Source organism: Bradyrhizobium sp. HKCCYLRH3097 (assembly GCF_051167875.1).
Lineage (GTDB): Bacteria > Pseudomonadota > Alphaproteobacteria > Rhizobiales > Xanthobacteraceae > Bradyrhizobium.
In genome coordinates, this window is record NZ_JBNPTX010000022.1 from 21,269 (window position 1) to 35,607 (window position 14,339).

The following is a 14,339-nucleotide window of genomic DNA, read 5'->3' on the forward strand; positions in this document are numbered from 1 at the left end:
GGCAAGGTCTCGTTCCTCCCAAGCAGTGCGGTTCCCGCTCATGGATTTGCGTCAATTGCGCTATTTCGCCCAGATCGTCGAGAGCGGCAGTCTCTCGAAGGCGTCGCGCTGCCTGTTCGTTGCGCAGCCCGCACTGAGCCAGCAGATCGCAAAGCTCGAGGAGGAAGTGGGCAGGCCCTTGCTGCAGCGCTCCTCGCGCGGCGTGATCCCGACCGAGAACGGCCTTGCGCTCTACCATCACGCCCGGTTCATGCTGCGGCAGCTCGACCATGCGCTGTCGATCGCTCGCCAGGATTCGGCAGAGGTGAGCGGCATGGTATCGGTCGGCTTGCCCGCCACGACCGTGCTCGCGATCGGGCTGCCACTCACCAAGTGCATCCGCGCCAAATATCCCGGTATCCTGCTCAATGTCGTCGAGGGAATGAGCGGCCACATCGCCCACATGATGCGGCTTGGCCAGCTCGACCTGGCCATCCTGTTCAACAACGACGTGTCATCCAAGCTCGACGCGATTCCGCTGCTCGACGAGGAATTGTTCGTGCTTCTCCCTGCCGACAGCCCGCTGGTGCCGCGCCACCGTTGCAGCATCACAGTTGCAGAAGTTGCAGAGCTGCCCCTGATCCTGCCGACGGGAACTCATGGCCTGCGCCGGCGTGTAGCTGCGGAGTTCGAGCGGCGCAACATCACGCCGAATGTGGTCGCCGAGATCGACTCGCTCTCGCTGGTGATGAGCTGCGTCGGTGAGGGCATCGGGGTCACCATCAAGCCGATGTCGGCGCTGCAGGCAGGAGGACGAAGCAGCGAGGACTGGCGCGCCCTGCCGATCTCGGACGCCCGGATCACGCGACGCAACTATGTCTATTCGATCAAGCCGGACCTGCTGGCGCCTGCAGCCCTCGCCGTCGCCAAGGAACTCCAGGATACTGCGCGAACGCTCGTCACATCCGGACAATGGCGCGGCGTCAGCTTGGTCGACGACTCCATGTCTTCCGCCATCCCGCCGGCGGCCTAGCGCACGCGCCGACCGTCTGACCGGCGGTCGCGACTGCATCACGCCCCGCCTCCGGCCCGGTCTCGTCTACTTCAGCGCCGCTTGCCCGGCCAGGGATACGACGTTGTCCTGGGCGCCCGACCCACCACTCACACCGACGGCACCGATGATCTTGCCATCCACGACCAGCAGATTGCCGCCTCGCGATGCGATCATGTCATCGAGCGTGGCGAGATAGGCGAAATACGCACCTTTGCCCAGCAACGTCTCGAACACCAGCGTGGGGCGTCGATAACGTGCCGACGTGCGCGCCTTGTGCTGAGACAGGCCGATCGACGCATATTGGCAATTGTCCTGCTTTTCGAAATAGACCAGATCGCCGCTCGGATTGACCACGGAGATGCAGAATGCGTTCCAATTGCGTTTCGTCGTCTCGGCAACGGCCGCAGCAGCCACCTTCTTGGCCATCTCCAGGCTGATCGGCTCGCCATAAGGAGGCGGAGTCAGTGCATCCGCGACCGCGTCGTTGGGATTGTCGGTGTTCGATGTCTGGGCGAGGCTGTTCGATAAGTGCAGAGCTGCGACGCATGCGATGACGCTCAAAATGGTCCGATAGTGCATGTCTTCCTCCCGACCCTGCTGCCTTCTCCGTGCTCTCGTCGGCCAGCCTGGGCGCCTTGTTTCGCTCGACGAGGCGTGTCGTTCTCAGCCTCCTCATTCCGACGGCCGTGCTTGGAGGTTGCCGAGATCTCCCGGCTGCCCTGCTTGCATCTCCAACGGAGTCATACGCTGCAGGTCAGCGCCGCTCGTCTCGGGCAAAGCCATCGCGGCGATGAAAGCAAGTCCATAGGCGGCGAGCGCGCAAAGGCCCATCGACAAGCCAAGAGGATGCGACGCAGCAAGCACGCCCACGGTCGCAGGCACGACCGAGCCAAACCCACGCCCGCCACCGAGGCAGAAACCCTGCCCGCTCGCACGAATCTCGGTCGGAAACAATTCGGCAAAGGTCGGCAACATTCCTGATGCCAACCCACCCTGGAACGCGCCCAGAAAGAAGCTGAGCAGGATCGTCGCGTTGGCGCCGATCGGAGCAAGCAGGTAGATGCTCGCGTTCACGGCCTGGCATAGCAGGAAGATCATGAACGCGGGACGCCGGCCCGTGCGATCCGAAAGCCAGCCATAGAGCAACGGTCCGACCAACGAACCCAGGATGTTCATGGCAAGATAACCTGCACTGCTCCCCACGGTCAGGTTGAGGACGGTGCGCAGATAGGTCGGCAGCCACGTGATCATCACATAGGCACCGCCGAAAATGCCGGTGGCCATCGTGACCGCCGCCACGGTACGCCGCACATGGGCCCTGGTGAAGATCGTCCAGGCGGGCAGTCCGGCTGTCTCGTCCGCGCGGCTTTGACGATAAAGCCCGGACTCCGGCACAAGGCGGCGGATGAAGAACACGAGAAAGGCCGGCGCGATGCCGACCGCAAAGAACACGCGCCAGCCGAGCTCTTCAGAAAACAGCGATGAAATGACGGGGAGCAGCGCGACGGAAATCGCATAACCCACCGCGTAGCTGCTCTGCACCGACGCGGCCACCCGGCCGCGAAGCGCGGGCCTGACGACCTCGCTGATCAGGACGCCACCCACGGCCGCCTCACCGCCGTAGCCGAGGCCCTGGAGAAAACGCACGATCAGCAAGTAGTTGAAGCCGGTCGCGAAAGCCGATGCGAGCGTGAACAGGGCAACCCAGAGGATCGTCAGTTGCAGGACCTTGATGCGGCCGATGCGATCGGCAAGGATCCCCCCGCCCCAGCCACCGATGGCTGCACCGACGAGGGCTGCGGTCGCGAGATAGCCGGCTTCAGGGCGCGTCAGTCCGATTGTTGCAATCAGCGCCGGGATGACCAGCGCGTAGATCGTCGAATCCAGCGAGTCGAGACCAAAGCCCGCGAAGCAAGCCCAATACGTCCGGCGTTCGACCTCGTCGAGTTCGGAATACCAGCCCAGTTTCATGATCGTTCACTTTCAGGCCAGGACTCGAACCAGATGCGCTTCTTCGTTGGCCGGGAGAACAAGCGCGAGTGCAGTACAATCGGGTGGCCGCATGGACCATGCAGGCGCACTTTCCGAGCGTGCCTGCCGGTCGTGTCCATCATGATTGCCGACAGCTTCATCGCCCGCCGATTGGAGATAGACGGAATTCCAGCACAGCCAAAATACGATTTGGCGTTGGCGCTCATAAGCCAAAGATATGGCTTGGCCGGAGTTCACCACGGCATCACGGGGCGACCTTGGCGGTGACAAATCCACTTTGATCGAGCACTCGGCGCACCGTGCCATTCGCCTTGGCATCTGCAAGAAATCGGGCCGCCCACTCCCGCGCCGTCACTTTGCCCTTCGGGACGACCACGACGACGCCCGTTGATTGGATGACCTCGTTCAAGACCCGGCTGCCCGACAGGCGCCGCGACAGCTCCTCCAAGGCTTCCATGCCCATGGCGAGGGCGTCGAGCCGACCCTGGCCGATCAGCTCAGCGGCCTCTTCAGGCTTGATGAATTTCGTCACGCTGGCACTTTTCATGCTCGCCTCGACCGTTCTGGACGTCGAGGTGCCTTCGATGCAGCCGACCCGGATTCCCGGACGGTCGATATCGGCGACGGCCGTGATGTCCGAGTTCGCGCGAATGAGATACCCGCTCATGTAGGCGACATAGGCAGGTCCTTGATCGACGAACTGCTCCCGCTTGCGATCCGCCGGCATGAAGGACAGATCCCACGCCCCTTTGCTGCCGGCGGCCGCGATTTCGTCCGAGCTCTGATATTCGACGAGCTCAAGCGGCACATTGAGCTTGCCCGCGGCCGCCTTGGCCAGTTCGACTGTCACGCCGACAGGCTTGCCTGTCGCCGGATCGCGTGTCGTCCAGAACGCGGAGGCGGCCGGCCCGACCGCAACAGCGACGCGCAGCACGCCGGTCGGAGCGATCTCGCGCGCATCCTGCGCAGCTGCTCCCGCCATCATGGCCGAGAGGCCCAAGCAAAGACTTGCGATGGCAAAGCAAAGCGATGCGAGCAGACCGGTCGATTTCATGCGTGGTCTGGCGCGATCCGACATCGGTACCGCCGTGCTGATAAAATGCCGGTCTTTCATAGCGTCGGATTCCACGATGATGGGATCAGCCGATAGCCGGCGCCGTCTTTCTCGACGTGTCCGACCGACGGGAACGCGAAGTCGAATCCGATCACGGTCGCCTTCTCCGCCGCTGCATCCGCCTCTGCTTCATGTCTCGTCCCTCCCGCTTCGTCTTCTTTTTTCGTCAATCCGCAGAATGCACCGGAGAGGACCGAGCCGGCGCTGCTCGCCTCGCCGCCAAGGGAACGGATCAGACGATGACGTTCCCTCGCCTCTCATCGCCATGACAGCCGATCACGCCGCGAATAGCGCGCGCAACTGGCCGATGTCGTCGATTTCTTCGAGCCGCCCGACCATGTCGATCAGCCTCTCCGTCTTTTCACTCCCCAGCACGGGCGCCATGAGATCCGTGGCTTTGGCGTTGACGGCCTCCGTGCCCAGCGGATTCTCCTTGGTGCCCGGCGGGTGTCTGGTGAAATGATCGACCTTGCGGCCATCGACCAGAGTCACCTCGACGATCGCACCGCGTGGCGCGGCCGGATCCATCAGACTCTTGTCGCCTACAAGCGTCACCTTCCCACGCTGCTCGAGGATCATCGGGTCGCGCATCAGCGCGACATCATGGCTGTCGGCGAATGAGACGGCCCCCTTGACCAAGGCGAGTGCGACGAGATGCTGACAGTTCACGTCGGGCATGGCGCTGTCGCCGACGATGCCCATCGCGTCGGTCGGAAGCTTGACCAGGATGCTGCGGACGTTGTCTGGAGTGAGCCCTTGCTGTCGGCGCAGCGTGAGCAGCGCATCCAGCGGCGACTGGATCGGATAGCCGACCGAAAAGGTCTTGATGGCCGTCTCCGTGACGTAGAAGCGGCTGCCGAGATCCCTGACCATCTCCTCCGGCTTCGGATCGCTCGACAGCGCGATGAACAGGTTGTGGGTGCCATCGAGCACGTCATCGACGCCGGTGAGCCCGGCCATCACCATGTCGACCGCCATGACACCGTTGCGCGCGCCCATTCCGGCGAAATCGAATGCCTTCTCGATGTGGTCCGTGTCCTTGACCCAGCTCCACAGCCCCGAGACCTGCTGCGCCGAATAGGAAATGGCGTGACGCATGCCCCTCTCATCGAGCCGCGCCAGTGAGGCCGCAGCGCCGAGCGCGCCGAATGTCGACGACGTGCCCTCGGCACTGCGATGCGAGCCGCGCACCAGGTCCGGCCCGAGCGCCATCAGAAGGCGGCAGGTCAGGTCATAGCCGAGCACAACGGCGCGGATCACGTCGCGCCCATTGCGATGCTCCCGTTCAGCCATAGCGAGCGCGGCGGGGATGACCGCGCACCCCGGATGCGCCTTGGTGACCGGTTCGAAATCGTCGGTCTCGTCGGCGTGAGCGCACATGGCGTTTGCCATCGCCGCATTGACGGCCGTCGTCCGGACGTCGGAGCCGGCGACGGACGCCTGCGGCTCGCCGCCGAGGCTGCGCACGTATCTCAGCGCCATCTCGCCCGGATGCATACGCGCACCCGAGACGATCGCACCGAGCGTGTCGAGAATGCGGTGCTTGCATGCGAGCATCACCTGCTCCGGCAGCTCCTGGTCACGCGCCGCAACCATGTAGCGCGCCAGGCGCTCGGTCACGCCCGGGCCGGCGGCCCCGGAGAAACGGATCGGCATCGCCGAGATTGCAGCAAACGCCCCCGCCGATTGCAGCAGACGGCGGCGCGACGACATGGCCCTCCTCGCCATCGTCAGGCCGACGCCGACATCTTCGCGATGTCGGCAGCATTCGACACACTCTCGACATTCCAGCAGGCGTCCATGATCCGCCGGATCGACGCCGCCGGAACGATGCCGTCGGCGAGGTCCACGAACTTCGCCTCGAGCTGCTGGTCGGTCATCGGCACTTCCACGCTGCCGACGGCGTGCTCGATGCGGCGGCTGAGCTTCCGCCCATCCTTCAGCATGATCGTCATCTCGACCTGCTCCGGCTTGATCTCGGGCGTGATAACCGGAATGACCTTGCTACGCAGCGACAGCACCGTCGGATCGGTTACCGCGCGATCGCTGAACTGCTTCTCTCCGCCCGCGCCTTCCACGATCGCCACGGCCACCGCGTGATAGATGCTGAACTTGCCCTCGAGCCCCTGCTGCGGCGTCTTCTTGCCGGTCAGCTCGAGCACGAGCGGGTTGACCTTGAGATCGACATGGTCGATCTGGTCGGCCGTCAGCCTGTTCTCGTTACGCAGCTGAATCGCAGCGTCGATCGCCGGATGCAGAACGATGCCGCAGGCGAACGGCTTGTAGGTGTTGAGGGCGGCTTCGTAACGCTTGCCGAGATCGCCGACGATCTCGCCATAGTCCTGCTTCGTGCTGATCGTGTTGGCCCAGCCGCGCTTCGCCTCGATCATCCCGTCCGACGACGTGAAATTCTTCGACGCCAGAAGGGCGGCAAATATGCCGTTTGACGCCGCACGGCCGGGGTTGAAGCTCTTGTTCATGGACCCGAACGATTCGCGCAGGCCGACCGGCTGCGACGCGGCGAGGCCCAGCGCCCAGGTCATCTGCTGCTCGTTGAGCTTCAACAGCTTGCCGGCAGCCGCAGCCGCACCGAACACCCCGGCAGTCCCGGTGATGTGCCAGCCGACATCGTAGTGGTTCGGATAGACGGCGTTGCCGATCCTGCACTCGGTCTCGACACCGAGGACGAGCGCATTCAAGAACTCCTTTCCGGAGACCGGCTGCATTTCCGAGAGCGCAATGATCGCCGAAACCACCGGGCCGGCCGGATGGATGATCGTCTTCAGATGGGTGTCGTCGAAATCGAAGATGTGGCTGGACACGCCGTTGATGAAGGCGGCGTTCATGATGTCGAACCGCTCGCGCCGGCCGAACAGCGACGCCTGCTGCGGGCCGGAGAACGGCGCCAACGCCGCGACCGCGATATCGACCGTTTCGTGTCGCGACCCGCCGATCGCGACGCCGACCCAGTTCAGCAGCGTCCTCACGCCTTCCTTGCGGACCTTGACCGGCAGAACATCATATCCCGCCGAGACGATGTACCGCGCAAGCGTACGCGTGACCTCCTTGGGCGGCGCCGCGGCGGGCGCCGCCGGTGCCTGAGCCTGTGCAAATGCCGTAGTCGCGCCGACCGCGGACAAGGGAAGAGCGGCGGCGGCCTGAAGCAGGGTCCTGCGATCAGTGTGCATGTGACATCTCCCGGGCTTTGAACGAGGCCAATTGCGCGGCGAGCCGGACCGCGCTTTCGAGCGCGCCGGTGTCTGCGACGCCCTTGCCGACGATGTCGAACGCCGTGCCGTGCGAGGGCGTGGTGAAGACGGTCTCGAGGCCGGCCGTGACGGTCACTCCGCGATTGAAGCCGCGCAGCTTCGTCGCGATCTGCCCCTGGTCATGATACATCGCGACGACGCTGTCGAACTCGCCGGCAAAGGCGCGAATGTAAACCGTATCCGCCGGATACGGACCGCTGCAGACAATGCCCTGTTTCGCAATCGCCTCCACCGTCGGCTTGATCATCTCGATCTCGTCGCGACCGAACAAGCCGCCCTCGCCGGCATGCGGATTCAGTGCGGCCACGGCGATCCGCGGCGCGGCGACTCCGGATCTCCGCATCATCCTGTCGACGAGGACCACCGCATCGGTGATCCGCGGCGGGCTGATGTCGTTCAGCGCCTCGCGCAAGGACTGGTGCCCGGTGACGCGCGACATCCATTGTCCATCCAACACGTTCATTTCAGAAAAATACGTACGGTGCCCGAGCAGGTCCGCGAACATCTTGTGCTCGTCCGGGTACCTCCAGCCGCCGTCGAACATCGCCCGCTTGTTCAAGGGCGCGAAGGTGATGGCATCGATCGCGCCGTCCTTGGCGAGATCGATCGCCCGCGACAGCGTCTCTCCGGTGAGCCGCCCGGACTCGGCGCTGGCCTTTCCGATCGGGTGCCTCGACGGGTCGGTGTTGCCGAGATCGATCAGCTGGATCTTGCCGGAAACCCAGGAGGCCTCGCTGGGTGAGCCGATCCGCTCGATATCGAAGCTCACGCCGGCATGCGCCATTCCCATCTCCAGCACGCGGGCATCGCCCACCACGACGAGGCGCGCCGCATCGGCCAGGCGGTGATCGGAGAGGATTCGCGCCGTCTGCTCAGGACCGATACCGGTGCAATCACCGGGAACCAGCGCCACGATCGGCAAGTCTTCACTGAGAACCATGGATCCTACTTTGCTGCTTTCATCTGGACGACCCGCCCCCAATCGTCGCGGTCGAATTCACCATCCCATTTCGCCACCACGATCGCGGCCACTGCGTTGCCGATGGTGTTGGTGATGGCGCGCGCCAGCGACATGAAGCGGTCGGTTCCGAGCAATAGCGCGAGGCCTTCGACAGGCAGCCCGGCCGCAACGACAGTCGCCGCCAACGCGGCGAACGCTCCGCCCGTGACACCGGCTGCGCCCTTGCTGGTGAACAGCATCACGACAAACAGGCTCAACTGCTGCGCCGTGCTCAGCTCGATGCCGTAGACCTGCGCCACGAAGATCGTGGTCAGCGGCAATGTCAGCGCCACGCCGTCGAGATTGAAGGAATAGCCGGACGGAATGACGAGACCGGTCACGGCGCGTCCCACCCCCGCCCTTGGCAGCTTCTCCATCATTCCGGGAATCGCCGTCTCCGACGACGACGTTCCGAGCACGACGAGAAGCTCGGGGCGCAACAGCCGGAGCAGGTCCATCAGCCGGATGCCGACCAGACGGCAGATCATTCCCAGGACGACGAAGATGAAGAACGCCATCATCGCCCAGGCCGTCCCGACCAAGAGCGCGAGGGCGTACAATGTGGCGGCGCCGAATTTGCCGACCGTGAACGCCATGGCGCCGAAGGCCCCGATCGGTGCCAGCATGACGACGACATGGACCACGCTGAACACGAGCTCGGTCAACCGCTCCATGCCCGAGCGCAACGGCAGCGCCTTCTCGCCGAGCATCAGGAGGCCAATGCCGCACAGCAGCGCGAGCACGAGAACCTGAAGCACGTCGCCGCTGGCAAAGGCGCCGAAGAAGCTTTCGGGGATCATGTGCTGGATATAGGCCGACAACGGGCCGACATGGGTCTGCGCATAGCGGGCCACGGCTTCGGCCTGTTGCGGGGTGGCGTGCGCCACACCCGCGCCGGGCTGGACCCATCGCACCACGATGAAGCTGAACAGCAGGCAGAGCGTCGTGACGATTTCGAAATACAGGAAGGCCTTGAGTCCGATGCGCCCGACCGCCTTCATGTCGCCGACCTGCGCGATGCCGGTCACCACGACCAGGAACACCAGCGGCGCAATCGTGACCTTGATGAGCGAGATGAAGCCGTCGGCGAGCGGCTTGAATTCGAGTGCTGCAGCCGGAAACAGCGCGCCGACGAGTGCGCCGAGCACGGCGCCCGCCACGATCAGGACATAGGGCTCCCGCCAAAGCGAGCCGGCACGGGGCGCAGCAGCCTGCGTCGGGAGCGCCTCGGACAAAGGAGTCGTTGTGATCGTCAATTCCGTGTCCTCCCGCCTCGTGCTCTTCGGCGCTGCAAACAGCGTCTCCGCGGCCCTTATCTTTGGCCTGACATTGGACCAGCCGGTGCCGCGGTGCTAATGCCGTATTGGAATAATTCAATAACGAGCTGGCATCATGGACCTGAGCTGGATCGAGGATTTCCTCGCTATTGCCGAGGACGGCGGCTTCTCCCGCGCAGCGCTGCGCCGGCACGTGACGCAGCCGGCCTTGAGCCGGCGGATCAAGTCGCTGGAAGCGTGGCTTGGAGCGCCTCTGTTCGAGCGCAGCACCCATGTCGTGAAGCTGACGCCGGCGGGGGAGAGTTTTCGCCCGGTGGCGGAGGACGTCATTCGCAGGCTGTCAAACGGCCGCGAGGAGGCCCTGGAAGCGGCGCGCCTCAAGGCCGAGACCGTTCAATTCGTCGCCACCCACGCACTGTCGCAGACGTTCTTTCCGGACTGGATCCGCCGGGTCGACCGCGCGCGATCCGGATCCGCCGTTCAGCTCGTGGCGTCGAACTTCGCCGGGTGTGAGAAGCTCCTGCTCGAGGCCCATGCGCATTTCATGCTGGCGCATTACCATCCATCGCTCGCCAGCCGTCTGAATAACGATCGCTTTCAGCGCATCGATCTCGCCGACGACGTCCTGGTCCCGATCAGCGCGACCGGTTACAAGGCCGTCACGCGCAGCGGTCGCCGGCGGCAATCGATGCCGCGGTTTGCGCTGCCTGGCTCTGCGGACAAGCCGCTGCCCTATCTCGCCTATCATCCGGGTTCCGGCGTGGGCCGCATCGTGACCGCGTTCCTCGCGACGAAGCAGCCGAGCGCCATGCTGCTCCCCAGCTTCTCAGCACCGGTGATGCTGCTCATCAACATGGCCCGAGAAGGCCGCGGGATCACCTGGGCTCCACGCAGCCTGGTCGAGCTCGATCTCCAGAGCGGCCGATTGGTGAGAGCCGGCCCCAAGGACTGGGACATCAAGATCAGCATATGCCTCATCCGCGCACGGGCGCGGATGATCCATGCCGCCGAGAGTCTTTGGAGCACGGCAAGGAAGCTGGCAGCGACTTAGCCAATTGGCGAAGATGGCGGCATAGCCAGCGTTGCTGGTCAGCCCACGCAGGGCTTCGGCGTCGCGCTCCATCTCCGCATGTCCAGCGCCTCTTCGACCCGCTACCAGCGGCAGGTTCCGGTATGCGAATTCGTAGCCCGATACCCTGATCGGGGTTCTTTCTCAGTTCAGACCTTCGCAAACCCTCGCAATTGGAGCGAATCCGACACCGGCGTCTGGAACTGATCTATCGTTTGGTCCAAGATTCGGGAGAACAGTTGGACCAGAGAACCGATGGCACGACGCCGAACCATCATCGCAATTCCCTCGCTGGGCTCGCTCGACCGGACTGCCGGCCGCGTTGGATACCAACTGACTCAAGCGCTTCGCGAGGCGATATCGAAGGGGATCCTGAAGCCTGGCGAGCGACTGCCATCCACTCGCGCCCTTGCCAATTCATTGCAGCTCGCGAGAGGAACCGTCATCGAGGCGTTTCATCAGCTCCATGCAGAAGGCTACCTCGAGGCCCGGGCCAGAGGCAGCACGATCGTCGCGAACGTCAATGCCGACACCGATTTGATGACCCGCGCTCCGGCGTTGATCGAACGCGCAGACCCCAGTCCTCTGTTGCCGGAGAAAGTCGCCCGTCTGGCTGAGGTCGCGCGGTCTCTCCGGCCTCAAGACCCGGTGCCGTTTGCGATCGCTCATCCCGCGGGTGCAGTTGCCCCCGGCGACCAATGGCGACGGCTTGGCAATCGTGTCCGGGCTCTGCGGGCAGCCGCCCCGTCGGGCTACATTGATCCGAAAGGAGTACCCGATTTGCGGATCGCAATTGCCGAATATGCACGGAAGGCTCGGGGCGTGAAATGCGAGCCCGATCAGGTCATCGTTACGGCGGGCACGCAACAGGGGCTTTTCATATCGGCGACCGTTCTTCTCTCTGACGGCGATGCCGTGTGGGCCGAAGACCCGGCCTACCCCGGCATCATCGCCGTGCTCGAAAACTTCAATGTCCGGACTTTCCGGATTCCCGTGGATGATCAGGGCATCGACGTCCAAGACGGTCTCGTCCAGTGCCCGAACGCCCGGGTCGCTTTCGTCACACCTTCGCATCAGTATCCGTTGGGCATGCCCATGAGCATGGCGAGACGCACCGCGTTGCTGTCGTGGGCGCGGCAGAACAATGCCTGGATTGTCGAAGACGACTACGACAGCGAACTTCGCTACGCCGGACATCCATTTCCATCGTTGCAGGGACTTGATCCCGCGCGCGTCGTGTACCTTGGGACGATGAGTAAGGTCTTGTTCTCCTCGATGAGGATCGGATATGCGATCGTTCCCCCTCCCCTGGTCGACGCGTTCGCTGGTGCGCGCGCCCTCATCGATCGCCATTCGCCGGCGGTCGACCAGCACGTCCTCGCGCAGTACATGCGCGAAGGCCATTTCGAAGCCCACATCCGGCGCATTCGCGGCGCTTACGCAGAACGACGCGCCGCCCTGATCTCCGCCCTTGTCAAGGACCTACCGTCCTGGGCAACGCTGCAGCCGAGCGACCAGGGCATGCACCTGTTACTCTGGCTTCCGCCCGGCCTCGACGATGTCACGATCGGGGAGCAGGCGCACAAGGCGGGGCTGGTGGTGCGACCGATCTCGCCCATGTACCATGCGACCCCGCCTCGTGGCGGACTCATGCTCGGGTTCGGCGGCTTTTCGATTGCCGAGCTACAGTCCGCCGTCGTCCGCCTCAGAGGCGTCCTCGATGCATGCGTTGCAGCCAAGGGGACGGCCCGCTCATCCAAGCCCGCGCCGCTGAAGGCGGTCAGATAGGGAGACAGTCGCTCATGCTCACACCGGCGCGCCGGACGTCTCCTCGCACCGCGTGGGGACGCTGACAAATACGGAGCCTGGATCGCTCGCGCGTTGCTCTTATCGCCTGATTGCCGCGTCTCTACTCCTGGCTTGCCTTGACGGCTGCGGCCGCCAGCATGGCGTCTCCGATGACATGCTCGCCTCGTTCTTTCAAGGCCTCGCCTGCGGAGCGTATGTCTCGCACCTCCTTGTTCTGGCTCAGCTTGGATTTTCCGACCAGGTTCGTGATTGCGATCTCCAGCCCGACGATCGCCTTGAGCATCGTGTCGATATAGTCCTTCGGACCGTCAGTCATCTTCCATGGGACCGGTTGAGACGCTTCATGCTTCCGTGTCAAACGGGCGACATTGCCGCGCACGTAACGTTCGTCGTCGTGAATGGTCACGCACCCGTACGCATGCGCGACGAGATAGTTCCAGCTCGGCACCTGCTTATGGAAATCCTGCTTGCTCGGGTACCATTGAGGGGAGATATAGGCGTCAGACGCCCGGAACACCACGAGCACCTCAGCGCCAGTGTCCAGATCCCGCCACACCGGGTTCGCGCGCGCCACGTGGCAGTGCAACGTTCCCCACTGCCCCTGCGCTCTGTTCAGCTCGAACGGAATATGATTGGCGTCCAAGCCGCTCTTGCCGTGCGTGATCAAAATGCCAAGCGGATTCTTTTCGATCAGATCGTAGAGCATCTCAGGACGGGCTTCGTCGAAGTGCGAGGGACCGTACATTGCAACTCCTTCGGCAGGAAGAGAACGCCACGTCACCGTTAACGGTCACGCAGCCATTGTCAGGATTTGTTCAGACCTCGACCATCGCGAAGTCGCTCTTGCCTGCACCACAGTCGGGGCAGATCCAGTCTTCGGACACGTCCTGCCAACGCGTGCCGGGTGGAATGCCGTCGTCGGGCCATCCGTCGCGTTCATTGTAGACGAGTCCGCAGAGCACGCATGTCCAACTCTTGTAGACGGGCACCTCAGCGGTCGTTTCGGAGTTCGGGTGAGCGCTGTCCTTGCTCATGATGGCTTGCCCTTGTGTCAGGAGGCGGTTCACGAGCGATTTAGGTCAGGCCTGCCCCATTCAACAGGGCCAGTTTTTGGCATTATCACTGGACCAGAATTGTCCTTGATGGGACGGCTTGCCAGCTCCGTGCGGGCCGGGCGGTCCAACACGGCAGCTACCGGCCTCCACGAGCGGCGGGTAAAGTCCTCCAGGCTGCGGTGCCACGCGATTAGAACCGATCACAGCCCTCAGGATTGTACCCGCCCCGGCGGCAGACTCGATGCTTCGCCTGAAGATGGGCTGCTCGTCGCCATTGTCGATTTGCCGAGCGGGAGCTTTCCTGCATGATCCCCTCGCCGGACCGCTCTCGGTGGAGTGCTCAAACGTCGCCCCGACGACCGGGCCGACCTCAACTGATCGACAATCCCGCAACGCCCGCGAATGCAGACAAGATCGGTGGCGCGGCCGCGGCCTGGCGACGCTGCGGCGCAGTGCTTTTGACGCCACTGGATAGACGGCAGATCACCCTATGACTGTCCACCTGATCAGGACATGGCACGGGTGCGTTGTATACGTTTCAAACAGCGGGCATGGCTGAGCCGTCTCGCGGCGATCTACGCCCGAGTTGTGTCCTGAATGAACCTCTTCGTCCGAAGAAGAGGCGCAGGGAAGACCGGGTATCGGCTGATACCCGCGGTCCGCGTGCAGCAAAAAGCACGCGGCAGAACCACAGGTTCAGCCCAATATCCGGCCTTCCCTG

Annotated in this window: 12 protein-coding genes; 3 read left to right on the forward strand and 9 right to left on the reverse strand. The window is 63.7% G+C overall.

The genetic code is table 11. The annotated features are described in order from the left end of the window. Nucleotides 1-40: 40 nt before the first annotated feature. Nucleotides 41-1,012 carry a LysR substrate-binding domain-containing protein gene (locus ACQR0U_RS32130; protein ID WP_315718515.1) on the forward strand — a complete coding sequence of 324 codons (972 nt, stop codon included), beginning with the start codon at nt 41-43 and terminating at the stop codon, nt 1,010-1,012. Between the two features lie 66 nt (nt 1,013-1,078). Here ACQR0U_RS32130 and ACQR0U_RS32135 read toward each other — a convergent pair whose 3' ends face one another. From ACQR0U_RS32135 to ACQR0U_RS32165, 7 genes are all read right to left on the reverse strand, one after another. Further along, nucleotides 1,079-1,459 (reverse strand): GlcG/HbpS family heme-binding protein, encoded by a 381-nt coding sequence (locus tag ACQR0U_RS32135; protein WP_316164637.1) that lies wholly within the window; start codon nt 1,457-1,459, stop codon nt 1,079-1,081. Nucleotides 1,460-1,705: 246 nt separating this feature from the next. Beyond that, nucleotides 1,706-3,004, reverse strand: a complete 1,299-nt coding sequence (locus tag ACQR0U_RS32140; RefSeq protein WP_315827426.1) for an MFS transporter — start codon at nt 3,002-3,004, stop codon at nt 1,706-1,708. A gap of 265 nt (nt 3,005-3,269) precedes the next feature. After that, nucleotides 3,270-4,139: a transporter substrate-binding domain-containing protein gene (locus tag ACQR0U_RS32145; protein ID WP_316170353.1), complete on the reverse strand. Its 870-nt coding sequence runs from the start codon at nt 4,137-4,139 to the stop codon at nt 3,270-3,272. Between the two features lie 276 nt (nt 4,140-4,415). Beyond that, nucleotides 4,416-5,852 (reverse strand): MmgE/PrpD family protein, encoded by a 1,437-nt coding sequence (locus tag ACQR0U_RS32150; RefSeq protein WP_434844197.1) that lies wholly within the window; start codon nt 5,850-5,852, stop codon nt 4,416-4,418. A gap of 17 nt (nt 5,853-5,869) precedes the next feature. Further along, nucleotides 5,870-7,327, reverse strand: coding sequence for an MmgE/PrpD family protein (locus tag ACQR0U_RS32155; RefSeq protein WP_434844196.1), 1,458 nt, complete (start codon nt 7,325-7,327; stop codon nt 5,870-5,872). After that, nucleotides 7,317-8,348, reverse strand: coding sequence for a PdxA family dehydrogenase (locus ACQR0U_RS32160; RefSeq protein ID WP_315827424.1), 1,032 nt, complete (start codon nt 8,346-8,348; stop codon nt 7,317-7,319). Before ACQR0U_RS32160 ends, ACQR0U_RS32155 begins: the two co-directional genes overlap by 11 nt. A 5-nt stretch (nt 8,349-8,353) precedes the next feature. Continuing rightward, complete coding sequence (locus ACQR0U_RS32165) at nt 8,354-9,664, reverse strand: cation:dicarboxylate symporter family transporter (RefSeq protein WP_434862982.1); 1,311 nt, start codon at nt 9,662-9,664, stop codon at nt 8,354-8,356. Between the two features lie 136 nt (nt 9,665-9,800). On the opposite strand from ACQR0U_RS32165, the gene ACQR0U_RS32170 reads away from it, so the two are divergent. Together ACQR0U_RS32170 and ACQR0U_RS32175 are read left to right on the forward strand one after the other, a co-directional pair. Beyond that, entirely contained in the window at nt 9,801-10,736 is a 936-nt protein-coding gene (locus ACQR0U_RS32170) for a LysR family transcriptional regulator (RefSeq protein WP_315749806.1), read from the forward strand. A gap of 273 nt (nt 10,737-11,009) precedes the next feature. Beyond that, nucleotides 11,010-12,542, forward strand: coding sequence for a PLP-dependent aminotransferase family protein (locus tag ACQR0U_RS32175; protein WP_434872393.1), 1,533 nt, complete (start codon nt 11,010-11,012; stop codon nt 12,540-12,542). Between the two features lie 121 nt (nt 12,543-12,663). Here the strand turns inward: ACQR0U_RS32175 and ACQR0U_RS32180 are convergent, their stop codons facing one another. Together ACQR0U_RS32180 and ACQR0U_RS32185 are read right to left on the reverse strand one after the other, a co-directional pair. Beyond that, on the reverse strand, nt 12,664-13,308 hold the full coding sequence (locus ACQR0U_RS32180) for an FMN-binding negative transcriptional regulator (RefSeq protein ID WP_434872394.1): 645 nt from the start codon (nt 13,306-13,308) through the stop codon (nt 12,664-12,666). 70 nt (nt 13,309-13,378) lie between these two features. Further along, on the reverse strand, nt 13,379-13,597 hold the full coding sequence (locus tag ACQR0U_RS32185; protein ID WP_434872395.1) for a rubredoxin: 219 nt from the start codon (nt 13,595-13,597) through the stop codon (nt 13,379-13,381). Between the last annotated feature and the right edge of the window lie 742 nt (nt 13,598-14,339).

Coding starts and splice junctions, on each gene's coding strand:
- ACQR0U_RS32185 (WP_434872395.1), bottom strand. CDS start 13,597: ATGAGCAAGGACAGCGCTCACCCGAACTCCGAAACGACCGCTGAGGTG.
- ACQR0U_RS32170 (WP_315749806.1), top strand. CDS start 9,801: ATGGACCTGAGCTGGATCGAGGATTTCCTCGCTATTGCCGAGGACGGC.
- ACQR0U_RS32145 (WP_316170353.1), bottom strand. CDS start 4,139: ATGAAAGACCGGCATTTTATCAGCACGGCGGTACCGATGTCGGATCGC.
- ACQR0U_RS32160 (WP_315827424.1), bottom strand. CDS start 8,348: ATGGTTCTCAGTGAAGACTTGCCGATCGTGGCGCTGGTTCCCGGTGAT.
- ACQR0U_RS32140 (WP_315827426.1), bottom strand. CDS start 3,004: ATGAAACTGGGCTGGTATTCCGAACTCGACGAGGTCGAACGCCGGACG.
- ACQR0U_RS32130 (WP_315718515.1), top strand. CDS start 41: ATGGATTTGCGTCAATTGCGCTATTTCGCCCAGATCGTCGAGAGCGGC.
- ACQR0U_RS32175 (WP_434872393.1), top strand. CDS start 11,010: ATGGCACGACGCCGAACCATCATCGCAATTCCCTCGCTGGGCTCGCTC.
- ACQR0U_RS32180 (WP_434872394.1), bottom strand. CDS start 13,308: ATGTACGGTCCCTCGCACTTCGACGAAGCCCGTCCTGAGATGCTCTAC.
- ACQR0U_RS32155 (WP_434844196.1), bottom strand. CDS start 7,327: ATGCACACTGATCGCAGGACCCTGCTTCAGGCCGCCGCCGCTCTTCCC.
- ACQR0U_RS32135 (WP_316164637.1), bottom strand. CDS start 1,459: ATGGCCAAGAAGGTGGCTGCTGCGGCCGTTGCCGAGACGACGAAACGC.
- ACQR0U_RS32150 (WP_434844197.1), bottom strand. CDS start 5,852: ATGTCGTCGCGCCGCCGTCTGCTGCAATCGGCGGGGGCGTTTGCTGCA.